Origin of the sequence: Streptomyces hygroscopicus subsp. hygroscopicus, assembly GCF_001553455.1 — a bacterium.
Classification (GTDB): Bacteria; Actinomycetota; Actinomycetes; order Streptomycetales; family Streptomycetaceae; genus Streptomyces; species Streptomyces hygroscopicus.
This window is the reverse complement of the sequence record NZ_BBOX01000134.1, coordinates 17,665-33,608: the sequence shown is the minus strand read 5'-3', so window position 1 is coordinate 33,608 and position 15,944 is coordinate 17,665. Positions and strand designations below refer to the sequence as shown.

12 protein-coding genes are annotated in these 15,944 nt (G+C 73.0%); 5 read left to right on the top strand and 7 right to left on the bottom strand.

Annotated elements, in window-relative coordinates:
• The 4 genes from AXW62_RS15845 to AXW62_RS15830 form a co-directional block, all read right to left on the bottom strand.
• Positions 1-713, bottom strand: a 713-nt coding sequence (locus AXW62_RS15845; RefSeq protein WP_060945123.1) for an HlyD family efflux transporter periplasmic adaptor subunit, incomplete at its 3' end; no start/stop codon positions are given.
• A 108-nt stretch (positions 714-821) separates the two neighbouring features.
• On the bottom strand, positions 822-1,040 hold the full coding sequence (locus AXW62_RS15840; protein ID WP_030824726.1) for a hypothetical protein: 219 nt from the start codon (positions 1,038-1,040) through the stop codon (positions 822-824).
• Between the two features lie 465 nt (positions 1,041-1,505).
• Positions 1,506-2,555 carry a glutathione S-transferase family protein gene (locus AXW62_RS15835; RefSeq protein ID WP_060945122.1) on the bottom strand — a complete coding sequence of 350 codons (1,050 nt, stop codon included), beginning with the start codon at positions 2,553-2,555 and terminating at the stop codon, positions 1,506-1,508.
• Positions 2,556-2,946: 391 nt separating this feature from the next.
• Positions 2,947-4,479, bottom strand: coding sequence for a helix-turn-helix domain-containing protein (locus tag AXW62_RS15830; RefSeq protein ID WP_060945121.1), 1,533 nt, complete (start codon positions 4,477-4,479; stop codon positions 2,947-2,949).
• Between the two features lie 625 nt (positions 4,480-5,104).
• On the opposite strand from AXW62_RS15830, the gene AXW62_RS15825 reads away from it, so the two are divergent.
• Complete coding sequence (locus tag AXW62_RS15825) at positions 5,105-6,313, top strand: S8 family peptidase (RefSeq protein WP_060945120.1); 1,209 nt, start codon at positions 5,105-5,107, stop codon at positions 6,311-6,313.
• A gap of 81 nt (positions 6,314-6,394) precedes the next feature.
• Here AXW62_RS15825 and AXW62_RS15820 read toward each other — a convergent pair whose 3' ends face one another.
• Positions 6,395-7,003, bottom strand: coding sequence for a TetR/AcrR family transcriptional regulator (locus tag AXW62_RS15820; RefSeq protein WP_060945119.1), 609 nt, complete (start codon positions 7,001-7,003; stop codon positions 6,395-6,397).
• A 174-nt stretch (positions 7,004-7,177) separates the two neighbouring features.
• On the opposite strand from AXW62_RS15820, the gene AXW62_RS15815 reads away from it, so the two are divergent.
• From AXW62_RS15815 to AXW62_RS15800, 4 genes are all read left to right on the top strand, one after another.
• Positions 7,178-8,392 carry a cytochrome P450 gene (locus AXW62_RS15815; protein ID WP_079105723.1) on the top strand — a complete coding sequence of 405 codons (1,215 nt, stop codon included), beginning with the start codon at positions 7,178-7,180 and terminating at the stop codon, positions 8,390-8,392.
• A gap of 123 nt (positions 8,393-8,515) precedes the next feature.
• On the top strand, positions 8,516-9,652 hold the full coding sequence (locus AXW62_RS15810) for an amidase domain-containing protein (RefSeq protein ID WP_060945118.1): 1,137 nt from the start codon (positions 8,516-8,518) through the stop codon (positions 9,650-9,652).
• Between the two features lie 467 nt (positions 9,653-10,119).
• Positions 10,120-12,630, top strand: a complete 2,511-nt coding sequence (locus tag AXW62_RS15805; protein WP_060945117.1) for a beta-glucosidase family protein — start codon at positions 10,120-10,122, stop codon at positions 12,628-12,630.
• A 149-nt stretch (positions 12,631-12,779) separates the two neighbouring features.
• A complete protein-coding gene (locus tag AXW62_RS15800; RefSeq protein ID WP_030824703.1) occupies positions 12,780-13,574 on the top strand; it encodes an SDR family NAD(P)-dependent oxidoreductase in 795 nt (264 codons plus the stop codon).
• 158 nt (positions 13,575-13,732) lie between these two features.
• Here AXW62_RS15800 and AXW62_RS15795 read toward each other — a convergent pair whose 3' ends face one another.
• Together AXW62_RS15795 and AXW62_RS15790 are read right to left on the bottom strand one after the other, a co-directional pair.
• Positions 13,733-14,485, bottom strand: a complete 753-nt coding sequence (locus AXW62_RS15795) for a TIGR03943 family putative permease subunit (RefSeq protein ID WP_060945116.1) — start codon at positions 14,483-14,485, stop codon at positions 13,733-13,735.
• Positions 14,482-15,498, bottom strand: coding sequence for a permease (locus AXW62_RS15790; RefSeq protein WP_030824697.1), 1,017 nt, complete (start codon positions 15,496-15,498; stop codon positions 14,482-14,484). The genes AXW62_RS15795 and AXW62_RS15790 overlap by 4 nt, the downstream gene beginning before the upstream one ends.
• Between the last annotated feature and the right edge of the window lie 446 nt (positions 15,499-15,944).

Sequence of the window (15,944 nt, the reverse complement as noted above, 5' to 3'; positions counted from 1 at the left end):
GGGGACGACCAGCGGTAGCCGGAGCGGGTGGCGGAGCTGCGGTCGAGGCGCACCTGGACCGCGACCGGCGGACCGTGCTTGGAGAACTCCTCGCCGAGTTGCTCATTGCCGAGGTAGGAGGCGATCTGCTGGCGGGACTGGGCGGTCCGGCCGACGGCCCGCACTTCGCCGCGCAGCACACCGTAGGTCTGGGTGGGCGCGGACTGCACGCTGAGGTCGACCGACGCGCCCGGCCGTACCGGGGCCGCCCGGTCCGCGGGTACGTACAGGGTCGCCACCAGGGGGTCGTCGGAGCGGCGGACCCGCTCCACGGAGGCGACGTTCGCGCCGGTGTTCAGCACAGAGCCGATCGAGGCGGAGAGGGTGGTGAGCCGGCCGGCGGCGATGGTGCGCACGACCGTGGTGCCACCGGTGGTGCGGACCTTCAGCAGCGGTGCGCCCGCCGGGAGGGTGCTGCCCTCCCGCGCGAGGACGGCGGTCACCTGACCGGCGATCGGGCTCTGCAGCACATAGCTGCCCTGGCCGTGGGTGAGGATGCCGTCGGCCTGGAGGGTGGTGGACACGGTGCCGGTGACGGCCCATACGGCGGCCCCCGCCATGACCACCAGCGTGACCGCCAGTGCCAGCCATCCCTGGGGGCGGGCGTAGCGCACCGGCAGGTCGATGTCCTCTGCCGACTGGGCCTTGGCGAGGGCCTGCTGGCGGAACTGCACGAGAGTCTTTCCTGAAGCCGCGAAGGGAGGGGGCGAAAACGGGTCCGTGGACCGCCGAGTGCCCCGGACCAGGCCGGCCCGGGGCACAGGGAAGGCGGTGTGCCGGCCTCAGAGGCTGCCGACGACCCCACCGACGATGCCGGTGGTGTTCAGGCCGGTGAGACCGTCAACCGTGCCGGTCACGGTGCCGACGACGCCGGTCACCGGGCCGGTGACGGAGTCGACGGTGCCGAGGACGTCGCCCACCGGGTTGCCGATGCCGCCGGCCACGTTGTCCAGCTCGGCGTCGGAGATCTCCTGGGTCGCGACCTTGGGCGCGTTGTTCATTGTTGCGTCTCCCTTGGGTGACTGTCTCATTGGGCTTGCGACAGCGCACGGGGGCCGAGGCGAATCGGCTCCCGCGGCATGGCCACGGGATTCCGGGAGGTCCCGGGGTCCGTGGATGCCTGAGCGCGGGTTGGGATGTAACCACGGGGCTCGCCACGCGGCGAATCGGCCAACCTCCGGAACCGGGCATTCCGCAACTTTCCGATGACACGACCGACACAGCCGCGCACACCATCGGCGCTTTCCGTCCACAGAAAGGTCACCATTCGCGCCGCACCCCGGGCCCCGTCCGGGGGGTTGACGCGCGTCACGCCGACCCCGGCCACCAGGACCGGGGTCGAAGTGGCACCGGGGCCGGGAGTTTCGCAGGGTGTCTGTGGAACAGGTGTGCCGATCAGTTGAAGACCGGGCGAACGAGCGTCGCACGCGATGCCGGGCGGCACCGGAATGCCGACATGTACGACTTCAGACCGCCCGGCCGGGCTCCGGCACCTCCTCGCCGTCCGCCACCGGTCCGGGCGGGGTGCCGTCACCGAACGGGCGTCCGCCCAGCTCCTCGCGGTGATGCGGGGTCAGCCAGCCGGAGAGCGCGGGACCGAGCGGGACGATGCCGCGGGGGTTGATGTCGGTGTGCACCCGGTAGTAGTGGCGCTTGATGTGGTCGAAGTCCACGGTGTCCCCGAAGCCCGGTGTCTGGAACAGGTCACGGGCGTAGGCCCACAGCACCGGATCCTCGCTGAGCTTGTTGCGGTTGCACTTGAAGTGGCCGTGGTAGACGGCGTCGAAGCGGACCAGCGTGGTGAACAGCCGGATATCGGCCTCCGTGATGGTGTCGCCGACCAGATAGCGCTGCCGGGACAGCCGCTCGGACAGCGCGTCGAGCCGGGCGAAGAGCCGCCGGTACGCGTCGTCGTAGGTGTCCTGGTGCTCGGCGAAGCCCGCCCGGTACACACCGTTGTTCACATCGCGGTAGATCCCCTCCGCCACGTCGTCGATCTCCTCGCGGTGCCGCTCGGGGTACAGATCGGGGGCGCCCTCCCGGTGCAGGGCGGTCCACTCGGTGGCGAGGTCCAGGGTGATGCGGTGGTAGTCGTTGGTGACCAGGGCGCCGCTGGGGACGTCCACGACCGCGGGCACGCTCACCCCGCCCGGATACCCGGTCTCGCGGGCGTCGTACGCCTCGCTGAGGAACGCGATGCCCAGCACCGGGTCCCGGCCCCCCGGGTCCAGGGTGAAGCGCCAGCTGCGCTCGTCCTGGACGGGGTCGGCGACGGCCAGCGAGAGGGCCGACTCCAGGCCGAGCAGCCGGCGAGAGACCAGCGCGCGGCTCGCCCAGGGGCACGCCCGGCTGACCACCAGCCGGTAGCGCCCGGCCTCCACCGGCCAGCCGTCCCGGCCGTCGGCGGTGATCCGGTCGGCGAAGTGCGGCGCGGACCGGCGGAACTCCTTGCGCTCGCGTGACGTGTTCTGGTCAGCGGTGTTCAACGGGACCACCTTCCACAGCGGGAACCTCATGGGCGGTCCGTGCCACGGGTCGGCTTCCGAGACGTCCGTGCCACGGATGACACCTACCCGGTTCCACGCACCGGGAAGGGATATTCCTTACGGATCGGACGCGGTGGGGTGGGGTGGTGACGTGACGGGGCAGGGCAGTGGCGCGGGACGGCGGCGCGGTGATGCGGGGGCGGTGGCGCCGCGCCCAGCGCGGGAAAGAAGCCTCGGAGCTGTGACGCGCGGTACGACGACGGCCTGTATCACTCCCCACGTGGTGATACAGGCCGTCGTCACGCTGGTGTCCGGGCTTCGTTCCCACGCGGTGCGGCAGGACCGACGCTAAAGCCGATCAACGGGGCGGACAACGGTGCACGGTGCGCATCGTCGTCCGCGGCGTGTGCACGGTGCGCGGTCAGTCCGCCGGGTGGACCGCCGGGGGGACCGCCGGGTGGAGCCCGATGATGTGCAGGGCGTGCACCAGGTCGTGGATGCCGGAGCCGGTGGTCAGCAGATCGCGGCCGAGGAGGTGTTCGGCGGCCCGCAGATGGGCCCGGACGGTGTTGCGGCTGAGGCCGAGGTGACGGGCGGTCCGCTGGGCGTCGGTGTTCGCGTCGATCCAGGCGCGCAGGGTGGTGTGCAGGTCGCGGCCCCGGGTGTCCCGGAGCGGGCGCAGGAACTCCCGCGCCCAGGCGTGGGCGGGCTCGGTGCCCAGCAGCTCGTCCAGGGTGGGCACGGCACGCCCGTGCTCGGCGCCGGGGCCGCCCTCCGGCTGCCCACCGGCCAGGCAGAAGGCCAGGTCGAGGGCGGCCCGGGTGCGGACGTCGCCCAGGTCCAGGCCGAGGGCCGTCTCCACCCGTCTGAGGTGGTGCGAGACGGTGTTGCGGCTGATGTCCAGCAGCCGGGCCACGGCGGACCGGGGGAAGGTGACGGCGAGCCGGGTGATGTCGAGGGTGACCCTGGGGGTGGACCCCAGGGGCCGCAGCAGGGCGCGGGCCCAGGTGCCCGCATCGGACGGGGACAGCAGTGGCATCAGCGGCGTCCGGCCGAGGTAGGCGGCCACCCGCTCGGGGGTGTGGCGCGCCGCGGCCAGGGCGTGGACGGCCTGCCCGTACGCCTCGGCCGTGGCGCCGAGCGGATACGGGCTGCTGATGCCCAGCGCGTAGTGCGGATTCTCCTGTACCAGGCGGCGCAGCACCGCGCCCTGGCCGTGGGCGGCCTCGGGGCCGGTGTCGGGCTCCTCGGCGACGAGGCAGATGAGGTGTTCCTCGAAGGCCGGGCAGTGCACCATCAGGCCCGTGCCGTGATACCCCGAACGGTCCTGGTAGGTCTGTGCCAGCCAGTCACGGTCCTCGGTGGGGCAGTGCAGCAGATAGACGCGCAGCCGCTCGACGTCCAGCAGCGCGGGAACGGCGCCGGTGGTCATCCGGCGGGCCAGGGTGAGATCTCCCGCCAGCAGGGCGCTGAAGACGGCGAACCGCAGCTGCCGCGCCTTGTACTGGTAGCCGCGGAAGGTGGTGTCCGCGTCCTGCGCCCGGTCCAGGAGCGCGATGACGCTCCCGGCGTGCGAGACCAGCGACACCGCCTCGCGCGTGGGCGCCGAGGCACCGGCCACCACCAGGACGGGGCGCGGCGTGCGCGGGCCGAGTGCCTCCAGACGCACCTGGAGGGCGCCGCTCTCGGTGGCCGCGGCGGCCATCTGTCCCCTGGCCAGCCGGGTCAGCGTCGGCTCAAGGGCGGGCAGGATCTCCCGCGGGAAGCGCGCGGTGGACGCCTCCACCGCGCCCGCGCTCCCGACGAGGGCGACATCGGCGCCGATCCGTCGGCCCAGCCAGTCGAGGACCGTCCGCGGATCCGCCCCGGCCCCCCGGCTCATCTGCCGCCGCACCTCGTGCAGCAGCTCGTCCAGCAGTTCGTCCAGCCGCCCGGTCCGCGCCTGTGCCTCCACAGCAGTGCTCCTCCTCACCCCCGCCGTTCGCCATGCCGCGCGGACCGGTCGGCGGTCCGCGCACCGACGTACTGTATTGACCGGTTCACGGGGCCTTGCGCGGTGCCGTGGATATCAGGCCGCAATGCCGCGTGTTTCAGCCGTAGTGCCGTGAGTGTCAGGCCGTGGTGCCTGGGTTCAGGTGTCTTGCCGTGAGTTCAGGCCGTGGTCTCTGGGCGTCAGGTCTGGTGCCGTGAGTTCAGGCCGTGGCGGGTGGGTCCCGGACCGGTTCGGCGGGCGGGCCGGACCCTTCGGGGACACCCGCGGCTCCCGACCCGGCAGCGAGGCCGGGGCCGCTGGGCGTACGGGTGGCTCGGGGACCGCAGGACCTCGTCGGCGCCGCCCCGCGACCGCCCACGCCGCCCCGCGACCGCCCGCCTCGCCACCGGCGCCGGTCGCGACGCGGGCGGCGATCGGGCGTCCGGCGCCCGACGCCGTCCACAAGTCCCATTCTGCGAACGGGCGTTGAGGTTGCCGAATCGTGACGGGAAGATGGCGCCGCGTGGCGGCGGATGACCCACCGCACAACCCCCCCAGTGCGCGCACGCACCACGGCGCGCCACCGACCGAGGAGGAATCCCTCGCGATGGCAGTGATGCGTACCACCAAGCGGCGGATCGCCGCAGCGATCGCGGCGGCTGCCGCCGCCGCATGCGTCGGAGCAGGCACGGCGCTTCCCGCCCACGCGGCACCGGCCGAAGGCACCGTGCTGCACGCCGGCGCCGCCGACGCGATCCCCGGCAGCTACATCGTCACCCTCAAGAAGACGGCCGGGCTGAAGGCCGCCTCCGCCCAGGGGAAGGACCTCGTCACCGGATACGGCGGCGAGGTGCGCCGGACCTACGCCTCGGCGCTCAACGGCTACGCGGCGGAGCTGAGCGCCGCGGAGGCCAGACGGCTGGCCGCCGATCCGGCCGTCGCCTCCGTCGAGCAGGACCGTGAGGTCCACGCCGAGGCCACCCAGACCAACGCCCCCTGGGGCCTGGACCGGGTCGACCAGGCCGGTCTTCCGCTGAGCGGCACGTACACCTACCCGGACAGCGCGGGCAGCGGCGTGACGGTCTACGTCCTGGACACCGGTGTGCGGATCACCCACGCGGAGATCAGCGGCCGGGCTTCCTACGGCTATGACTTCGTGGACAACGACACCACGGCGCAGGACGGTTACGGCCACGGGACCCACGTCGCCACGACCGTCGCCGGCAACACCTACGGCGTGGCCAAGAAGGCGAAGATCGTCGCGGTGCGGGTGCTCGGCAACGACGGTTCCGGCTCCACGGCCGGGGTCATCGCGGGGGTGGACTGGATCACCGCCCACCACTCCGGCCCGTCGGTGGCCAATGTGTCGCTCGGCGGCGGCGCCAGCACCTCACTGGACAACGCGGTGAGCACGTCCATCTCCTCCGGGGTGACCTACTCCATCGCCGCGGGCAATTCCAACGCCAACGCCGCGAACTACTCCCCGGCCAGGGTGCCGACCGCCCTCACCGTCGGGGCCACCACCAGCGCCGACGCTCGGGCGAGCTACTCCAACTACGGCTCGGTCGTGGACCTGTTCGCCCCCGGTTCGAACATCACGGCCGGCTGGAACTCCTCCGACACCGCCACCTACACCGGCAACGGCACCTCGTTCGCGGCTCCGCACGTCTCGGGAGCCGCGGCGATCTACCTCTCCGGCCACCCCTCGGCGACGCCGTCCGAGGTGGGGTCCGCGCTGGTGAACGGGGCCACTTCGGGTGCCCTGTCCGGTATCGGCTCGGGCTCGCCCAACAAGCTGCTGAAGGTGGTCGAGTAGGGACCACCGGGTAAGCGACCCACCGCGTAAGCGCCGCCCGCCGGGACATCCGGCGGGCGGCGTTCGCCGTGTGCGGCGGCCTCACACCACGGAGCGGAACAGGCCCTCCAGCACGCCGGCCACCTGGTCCGACGAGAGCGGGTCCTCGACACCGCCCATCGCGTAGATGGCCCGGTCCAGCTTGACGCCCCGCGTCATCGCGCCGAGCAGTCCGGCCAGTTCGGTGCCCGGCAGGGCGGGCCGGTGGCCGCACCGCTCGAACAGCGCGTCCAGCATGGTGCCGATGCGGCGGCTGAACCACTGCTCGTGTTCCACCAGTGCCACGGCCGCCTCGCGGTCCCGCAGCGCCATCAGCCGGAATTCGAGGTGGATGAAGACCCACCGGGCGTCCAGGTGCGCGGCGTTGAAGATGTCGGCGAAGATCCGGGCGAGCTGCGGGGCGAGGTCCCGTTCGGTGTCCACATGGGCGATCCGCTCGTCGATGTAGTCGGCGGTGCGGTCACTGTGCCGCCGGAAGACATCGAGGAAGAGCTTCAGCTTGCTGTCGTAGTTGGAGTAGAAGGCCCCGGTGGTCCTGCCCGCGCACTGGCAGATGTATCCGATCGAGGCCCCGTGGAAGCCGCGTTCGGCGAACGCCCGCTCCGCCCCGACGATCAGCGCTTCCACGGTCTTTGACCGCTGCGGCGGCATCGATGTGCCCCTCTCCCCCAGCTGTTCGGATACCTGGCCAGATCCGTACGGTAGCCGATCCGCCCCTCTGTTCAGTAGGGAACCCTATCGGTAGCGTTCCCTATCGAATGCTCCGGCCGACGGCTCGGGGAAGTCCGCTCCGGGAAGTCCGAGGAATCACGAAGGAGAGCCATCGTGAACGCACCGATGCCCACGACCCATGACGACCTCCAAGACCTCCCTTCGTATCCGATGGAGCGGGACGACTACGTCAACCCGGCACGCGCGCTGCTCACCGGTCCGCCGATCAGCCCGCTGAGGTTCGTCGGCGGCAGCACCGGCTGGCTGGTGACCGGGTATCACGAGGCCCGGGAGGTGCTGCGGGACCCCCGCTTCAGCGCCGAGCGCTGGCGCGGCGACGACGCGATGCGGGCGGTCCCCGAGTCGATCCGCAAGGAGCGGAGCAGCGGGGCGGGGTCGTTCCTGGCCATGGACGCGCCGGAGCACGGACGCTACCGGGGGCAGCTCACCCGGTACTTCACCGTGCGGCGGATGCGTCAGCTGGAGGAGCGTATCGAGGACATCGTGGCCGAGCGGCTGGACGCCCTGGAGGCGGCGGGCAAACCCGCCGATCTGGTGCGGCACTTCGCCCTGCCCATTCCCTCGCTGGTGATCTGCGAGATGCTCGGCGTGCCGTACGAGGAGCGGGAGCTGTTCCAGTCGGTCGCCGCACAGCTGCTGCGCCAGGACCGCACCGAAGAGGAGTTCATCGCCGGGCGGGCCGCCCTCCAGAACTTCCTGCACACGCTGGTCGAAGCCAAGCGCAAGGAGCCGCGGGACGATCTGATCTCCCTGCTGACCGCCGTCGACGAGCTCACCGACGAGGAGATCGTCGGCATCGCGGGGCTGCTGCTGATCGCCGGTCACGAGACCACGACCAACATGCTCAGCCTCGGCACCTTCGCCCTGCTGCGCCACCCCGGGCAGCTGGAGCGGCTGCGGGCGGACGAGTCGCTCCTTCCGCAGGCCGTCGAGGAGTTGCTGCGCTACCTCAGCATCGTCAACGCCTTCCCCGTGCGCATCGCGCTGGAGGACGTCGTCATCGGCGACGTCACCATCACGGCCGGCCAGTCCGTGGCCGTCTCCATCCCGGCGGTCAACCGGGATCCCGCGCTGGTGGACGATCCGGACACGCTCGACGTCGCGCGGCCCCGCAGCAGCCACCTCGCCTTCGGATACGGCATCCACCAGTGCCTCGGCCAGCATCTGGCCAGGATCGAGCTGGTGGTGGGCTACCGGGGACTGATCCGCCGGTTCCCGGGGCTGCGGCTCGCCGTACCCCCGGAGGAGGTCCCGATGCGCAGCGACATGGTCATCTACGGAGCGCATGAACTGCCCGTCACCTGGTGACGGGGCGGCGGGCGCGTTCCCCGCACGACCGAAATCGTCACATGAACTCCGTGTGCGTGGAGTTCATGTGATGATTCGGTGACCCCGGCCCGTCCGGGCCGGGGGTGTGGAGGGGAATTACACGTGAAGTCAACGACCTTCAGATCCGCCGTGGGGGCCGTGCTGACGGCGGCCCTGTCCGCCGTGGTCCTGCCCGTCTCCGCCGCGAGCGCCGCGGAGAACCCGGCGGCGGCCACCACCGTGGACGCCACCACCGCGCGGTCCTTCGGACGTCTGGCCGACGCGGTGCTGACCCAGCGCACCGCGGCCCTGCTGGACACCGGGCGGTCGGCGCGCCGCGCGGCCCCGCTCGCCGAGAAGGACGTCCGCCTGTCGGCCGGCCAGACCCGGACCGAGGAGACCGCGCTGTCCTCGCTGCGCGCCCGCAAGGCGCGGCTGGCGGCCCTGGGCGAGGCGTACACCTCCGCCGACACCCGGGTGGCGGTGGACCGGATACGGGTCGAGGCCGGGCACGCCACGGTCCAGGCCACCGAGACCACGACGCTCACCTACAAGAAGGTGCGCGGCGACGAGCCGCCGACGACCGGCTTCCAGGCGCACCACCGGCTGAGCTTCGCCGCCACGGCGGACGGAAAGTGGCAGCTGACCGGGCTCACCTCGACCGACGACGGCCCGCTGGCGGTCAACGAGCCCGGCACCGCGCCGGTGGCGGCCAGGACGACGGACCTGCCCGAGGCCACGCGCGCCGCGATCTCGGTGCCGTCCCGGCCGCAGACCAAGCCCGCGGGCAGCTACGACTACGCGGCGATGGCCTCGTACGCGGAGAAGTACTGGCAGAACTACAACCCCGCCTACCGGAAGTTCAACGACGCCGGCGGGGACTGCACCAACTTCGTGAGCCAGGCGCTCAAGGCGGGCGGCTGGGTCCACAGCAGTGGCGACTACGACGACTACCGCAGCTGGTGGTACGACACCTCGTACCAGTCGGCCTCCTGGGTCGGTGCCAACGAGTGGTCCTGGTTCACGCTGGACGCCAAGCGGGCCACCAACCTGGCGAACGTCTACTACATGGGCGTCGGCGACGTCATGCAGATGGATTTCGACAAGGACGGGTCCAAGGACCACACCATGATCGTCACCTATCGGAGCGCGAGCGGGGTCCCGTACCTGACCTACCACTCGGTCAACACCTACCGGAAGTCCGTGGCCAGCATCATCGCCTCGTACCCGAACTCGGCCTACTACGCCTACCGCACCTGAACCCGCCGCCCCGTGGCCGTGGACCCCGCCCCTCCCGGACGGGGTCCACCGCGTTTTGGGCAGCGATGTGCCGCGGTGGCTGGCCGCCCTCCTCCGGGCAGCGCTGTGCCGCGGTGGGTGGCCGCCCTCCCCGCCCCTCGCCCTGTTCCCCACGGCAGCCGTGCCGCCCACGGCGTCCCCGGCGCGCCGTACCCCGGCCCGGCCACCGCGCCCTGGGGCCGCGTGCCCGGAACGCGCCCGCCGAACGGGTCCACGCCCGCCCCGGCCACCGCGACGAGAAGCGTGCGCGACCGCGCCGATCGCCGTACGCCGGGCACGACACCCCGATCCCGGAACCCGGCGCACACCGGCGGGCGGCCGGTCCCGTGATGTGATGTCCGCACGGTGTTCACCCGACGGACACCGACGCCACGTCAGCACGCGTGCGTACACACACGTCTTCGAGCCGCGAGAGATGGAGTGACGCCATGCCGGGCGCCCTGCCACGACGTTCCGCCCTGTCCGTCCTGGGAGGCGCCCTGGCCGTCGCCGCCACCGGTGGCGGTGGCCGGCCGGCCGCCGCCGAGGACACCTCCGCCCCGGGCCCCGATCCCGCCGCCGGTCCGGCCCCCGGCCCCGCCTCCCGGGTGGGCTCCCTCATCGGCCGGATGACGCTCGCGGAGAAGGTGGCGCTGCTGCACGGCGCGACGGATCCGCACAGCCTCGGGCAGGCGGGCTACACCCCCGGTGTCCCCCGGCTCGGCATTCCGCCGCTGCGGCTCGCGGACGGACCGGCCGGGGTGCGGGTCGCCCGGCACGCCACCGCGCTGCCCGCGCCGGTGCTGCTCGCCTCCGCCTTCGACCCCGGTCTGGCGCGGGAGTACGGGCGCGTCATCGGGCGCGAGGGCCGCGCGCTGGGCCAGGACGTACTGCTCTCCCCCATGGTCAACCTCATCCGCACCCCGTACGCCGGGCGCAACTTCGAGACCTTCGGCGAGGACCCCCTGCTCACCGCCGATCTGGTGGCCGAGGAGATCCGCGGCATCCAGGGCGAGGGGCTGATCGCCACCGTCAAGCACTTCGCCCTGAACAACCAGGAGCACGAGCGGATGTCCATCGACGTCGTCGTCGACGAGCGGACGATGCGGGAGACGGAGCTGCGCGGCTTCGAGGCGGCCGTACGGGCCGGCGCGGGTGCCGTCATGAGCGCCTACAACAAGGTCAACGGGGTCTTCGCCAGTGAGAGCGGGCCGCTGCTGACCGGGGTGCTGCGCGAGGACTGGGGCTTCGACGGCTGGGTGATGACCGACTGGCACGCCGCCCACAGCACCGCGGCGGCCCTCGGCGCCGGGCTCGACATGGAGATGCCCGACGGCGAGTACTTCGGTGACGCCCTGCGGAAGGCGGTGGCCGCGGGGACCGTACCGGAGGCCGATGTGGACCGCGCGGCCGGCCGGGTCCTGACCGTCATGGACCGCTTCGGACTGCTGGACGGCGGCGCCTGGGCCCGCCCCCGCCGGGACCCCCGGGCCGGGGCGCGCACCGCGCTCAAGGTCGCGACGGCGGGCGGCGTCCTGCTGCGCAACGAGCGCGGCACCCTGCCGCTGACCGGGCGGGCCGCCCGGTCGATCGCGGTCATCGGGCCCACCGGCTCGATCCCCTTCGTCAGCGGCGGTGGCAGCGCCCATGTGGTCCCCGACCGCGCCGTGAGTCCCCTGGAGGCGATGCGCGGGCGCGCGGGAGAGGGCGCCCGGGTGGCCTACGCCCTCGGCGAGGACGTGTTCGGCAAGAGGATCCCCACCGCCGCGCTCTCCCCGGCCGCCGATCTGGAGCAGCGGACGGTCGCCGCCGGGAGGACCTGGGTCTACGAGGGCACCCTCACCGTTACCGGGGCCGAGGACTGGACGTTCTTCCTCCATTTCAGCGGCCCGCCCGCCGGCCGTCCGAAGGTCCTGCTCGACGGCGACGAGCTGTTCCCGTTCCGGCCCGGCCTGGGCGAGTACTTCACCGGCGGCTTCCTCTGCGCCGCCCCGGACGGGCTCGCCGTGCGCCGGGCGGCCGTCCGGCTGACGGCGGGGAAGCACCGGCTGAGGGTCACCGCCGAGGGCGGCGGGGAGGGGCTGGCCTTCCGGCTGCGCCGCGCCACCCCCGCCACCCGCGCCGCCGATGTGGCCGAGGCCGTGCGCGCCGCCCGTGGGGCGCACAGCGTGGTGCTCTTCGCCTACGAGGACGCCACCGAGGGCAGGGACCGCACCACCATCGCGCTCCCCGGCCGTCAGAACGCGCTGATCGACGCCGTCGCGCGGGCCAACCCGCGCACCACCGTCGTCCTCAACACCTCCTCGTGCACCGCGATGCCCTGGCTGGACCGCACCGGCGCGGTCCTCCAGATGTACTACCCGGGGCAGGAGGGCGCCGCCGCGACCACCGCGCTGCTCTTCGGCGACGCCAACCCCGGTGGCAGGCTCACCCAGTCCTTCCCGGTGTCCGACGAGCGCCATCCGATGGCCGGTGACCCCCGGCGCCATCCCGGTGTGCACGGCCGCGAGGAGTACTCCGAGGGCGTCCATGTCGGCTACCGCTGGTACGACGCCGAGGGGGTGCGGCCCCTCTTCCCCTTCGGCCACGGCCTGTCGTACACCACCTTCGGCTACACCGGGCTGCGGCTGCGCGGGCGCGGCAGCGGTCTGGAGGCGGTCTTCACCGTGCGCAACACCGGGCGGCGGGCCGGGGCGGAGGTGGCCCAGGTGTATCTGGGGCCCTCCCCCGATCTGCGGTTCGACCAGGCCGAGCGGGTCCTGGCGGGATACCGGCGGGTTCATCTGCGGCCCGGCGAGGCGCGGAAGGTGACGGTGCGGGTGGACGCCCGGACGCTGTCCGCCTGGGACACCGGACGCCGTGGCTGGGTGCTGGGCACCGGGTGGCGGACGGTGGAGGTGGGGTCCTCCTCCCGCGATCGGCGGTTGCGGGGGCGGATCGAGGTCCGCCACGGGGCGTGAGCCCGCCGCCCGCCCCGGCCGGCTGCGTCCCTGGGCCGGCCGTGGGCGGGCCCCCGGTGGAGGCGTCCCGTACGGAGCGCCGCGCTAGTATGATGCGTGTGCAATTATAGGCGCACGCAAACACCTAGCATCGATCGACAAGGAGCGCCGTGCAGATCGACCTCTCCGGCAAGACCGCTCTGGTCACCGGATCCACCCAGGGCATCGGGTTCGCCATCGCCGCCGGCCTGGCGCGGGCGGGCGCCCGCGTCGCCGTCAACGGCCGCCGGCAGGAGTCCGTCGAGGCCGCCATCGAGAAGCTCGAGGAGGACACGGAGGGCGGCTCGTTCCTCCCCGCCCCCGGCGACATCACCTCCGAGGACGGCGCCCGCCAGGTCACCGGCGCCGTCCCGGACGCCGATGTCCTGGTCAACAACCTCGGCATCTTCGGGGCCACTCCGCCGCTGGAGATCAGCGACGACGAGTGGCGGCGCTACTTCGAGGTGAACGTGCTGGCCGCCGTCCGGATGATCCGCGGCTATCTGCCCGGGATGAAGGCCCGCTCATGGGGCCGGATCCTGAACGTCGCCAGTGACTCCGCCGTCGTCATCCCCGCCGAGATGATCCACTACGGGATGTCGAAGACCGCGCTGCTCGCCGTCACCCGCGGCTTCGCCAAGGACGCCGCCGGCACCGGGGTCACGGTCAACTCGCTGATCGCCGGGCCGACCCACACCGGCGGGGTCGAGGACTTCGTGTACGAGCTGGTGGACCCCGAGCTGCCCTGGGAGGAGGCCCAGCGGGAGTTCATGGCCAAGCACCGGCCGCAGTCGCTGCTCCAGCGGCTGATCGAGCCCGAGGAGATCGCCAGCATGGCGGTCTACCTCAGCTCCCCGCTCGCCTCGGCCACCACCGGCGGAGCCGTGCGCGTCGACGGCGGCTACGTCGACTCCATCCTCCCCTGACCGCCGCCTCGGCACCTCCTTCCGGTGGGGCCGGTCCCATCGGCGTCACCGGCCCGGTGCGGAGGCGAGCCGCCGCCGGACGGCACGGCGGCGGCGCACCTGACGTCCGCACGGCGGGCGCCCGGGCGGCGGGCGCCCGGGTTCCGCCCGGGGCCGGCTCACCCCATGTCGTGGTAGGGGTCCTTGGGCTCGGGGACGCGCCGTACGGCGGTGGCGTCCAGGGCGGGGGACGCGTTGCCCGTGCCCGCCTTTCCGGTGGGGTGCCAGGTGCCGGTGACGGCCACCCAGGTGTCGGCGGGCGGCGCCGGCGCCCCGTGCACCCGCACCTTGCGCACCTGGGCGTCGGCGGCGCAGCAGCTGATGACGAGGCGGCTGACGTACCAGGCGCCGTGGCGGCCGGGGGTGACGAATCCGGTGAGCCGGACGGTATGGCCCTCGAGGGTGCCGTCGGTGTCCCAGACCGCGCGGGCGCTGAAGTCGTTCAGCGACATCGGCGCCACACCGGTGTCCGGCAGGGCGGGGAAGAGGCTTTCGCCCGAGGAGGACGCGGAGGAGGGGGCCTTGGGTGCCTCCGCCTCGTCGCGGGAGGCGGTGTACGAGCCGAGCGCGGGCGGCGCCAGGAACAGGATGGTCAGCGCCGGTACGTACAGCAGCCACGCGACCTTCGGGCCACCCGCGTGGCCGTGGCCGTCGTCATGGCCCTGGCCGCCCTCCGCGCGGGGGCGGTTGAAGGGGAAGCCGTCACGGGCGGCGCTGACCGCCCCGAGCGCGATCAGCAGCACCCCGGAGGCGATGAGCGCGGGGCGCAGGCCCGCACGCACATAGCGCAGGTACAGATCGGTCAGCAGGGAGATGTGCAGCAGCCCCACCCCGAGGAAGAGGAGCAGCAGCACCTGGACGTTGCGCTTCACAGCAGCCACCACCCCACCAGTCCGCTGCACAGCACCGCCACGACCCAGGTGGCCGACGAGAAGCGCACCGCGAAGGCGCGCCCGAAGGTGCCGGACTGCAGGGCGATGAGTTTGAGGTCCACCATCGGGCCGACCACCATGAAGGCGAGCCGGGCGGTGGGCGAGAACCCGGTGAGCGAGGCGGCGACGAACGCGTCTGCCTCGGAGCAGACCGCGAGGACCACCGCGAGCAGCCCCAGCATGGGCAGCGAGAGCCACAGGGAGTCGGAGAAGAGCCGCAGGACCGAGTGCGGCACCGCGACGTTGAACGTGGCCGCGGCCGCCGCGCCGACCACGAGGAAGCCCCCGGCGTGCAGGAAGTCGTGCTGGAGGGAGACCCGGAACTCCTCCGCGCGGCTGGCGCCGGGAGCGTGCCCGGTGGGCCCCTTCGGCAGCCGCAGCCACTCCTCGCGGCCCGCCCGGATCCACAGCCAGCCCATGGCGACGGAGGTCAGCAGCGAGGCGATCAGCCGGGCGGCGACCATCCAGGGGGAGTTGGGGAAGGCCACATAGGTCGCCACCAGCACGATCGGGTTGATGGCCGGGGCCGACAGCAGGAAGGCCAGCGCCGCCGCCGGGGCCACCCCGCGCCGCATCAGACTCCCGGCCACCGGCACCGACGCGCATTCGCACCCCGGCAGCACCGCCCCAGCGGCGCCCGCCACGGGTACGGCGAGCGCCGGGTTGCGCGGCAGCACCCGGGTGAAGACCCAGGCCGGTACGAACGCGCTGATCGTGGCCGACACCACCGTCCCCAGCAGCAGGAACGGCACGCCCTGGATGACAATCGCGGTGAACACCGTCCGCCAGGCCGCCACCGCACGGTGGTCGAGCCCCTCGGTGATCCGCGGCCCCAGCCAGATGGCGACACCGCCGAGCAGCACCACCGGGAGGCCCGCGATCAGGGCCAGCGTGCTGACGCGTGCGGCCGTACGCAGTCCTCCGGGCCCCTCGGCCCCGACATCGCCGTGCATCACCCCTCCCCCGGGCCCCTCGGTGGGGCCCGGAGGTCACCTTAGCGGGGGCCGGGACGGGCAGTGGCATCGCACCGGGCCACCACCCGGTAGGCGTTGGACACCTTCCCCCGGCCCGCCAGCGGCTTGAGCAGCAGCCGGTCCAGGGCGGTACGCGGTGCCCATCAGCGTCCCGACGGCGACGCCGCGCCGGGTGAGCGGGGCGGCGAGCGCGGCCACCATCGCGGCGGAGCGTTCGTCGTGCACTCCCCCGGCGAAGTAGATCTCGATGCCCGCGCCGCCGGTGCCGTGAGGGCCGTGGGTCCTGTGGGTGCCGTGGACGTCGTCGGTGCCGTCGGTGGCGTCGGTGGCGTCGATGCCATCGGTGGCGCAGGTGGCGCAGGTGGCGCGGGTGCCCTCGGTGCCCGCCGTGTGACGCGGGTCGGGTGCGGCGTCGTCGAGGAAGT

Coding starts and splice junctions, on each gene's coding strand:
- AXW62_RS15835 (WP_060945122.1), bottom strand. CDS start 2,555: ATGAGGTTCCCGCTGTGGAAGGTGGTCCCGTTGAACACCGCTGACCAG.
- AXW62_RS15825 (WP_060945120.1), top strand. CDS start 5,105: ATGGCAGTGATGCGTACCACCAAGCGGCGGATCGCCGCAGCGATCGCG.
- AXW62_RS15790 (WP_030824697.1), bottom strand. CDS start 15,498: ATGCACGGCGATGTCGGGGCCGAGGGGCCCGGAGGACTGCGTACGGCC.
- AXW62_RS15820 (WP_060945119.1), bottom strand. CDS start 7,003: ATGCCGCCGCAGCGGTCAAAGACCGTGGAAGCGCTGATCGTCGGGGCG.
- AXW62_RS15805 (WP_060945117.1), top strand. CDS start 10,120: ATGCCGGGCGCCCTGCCACGACGTTCCGCCCTGTCCGTCCTGGGAGGC.
- AXW62_RS15840 (WP_030824726.1), bottom strand. CDS start 1,040: ATGAACAACGCGCCCAAGGTCGCGACCCAGGAGATCTCCGACGCCGAG.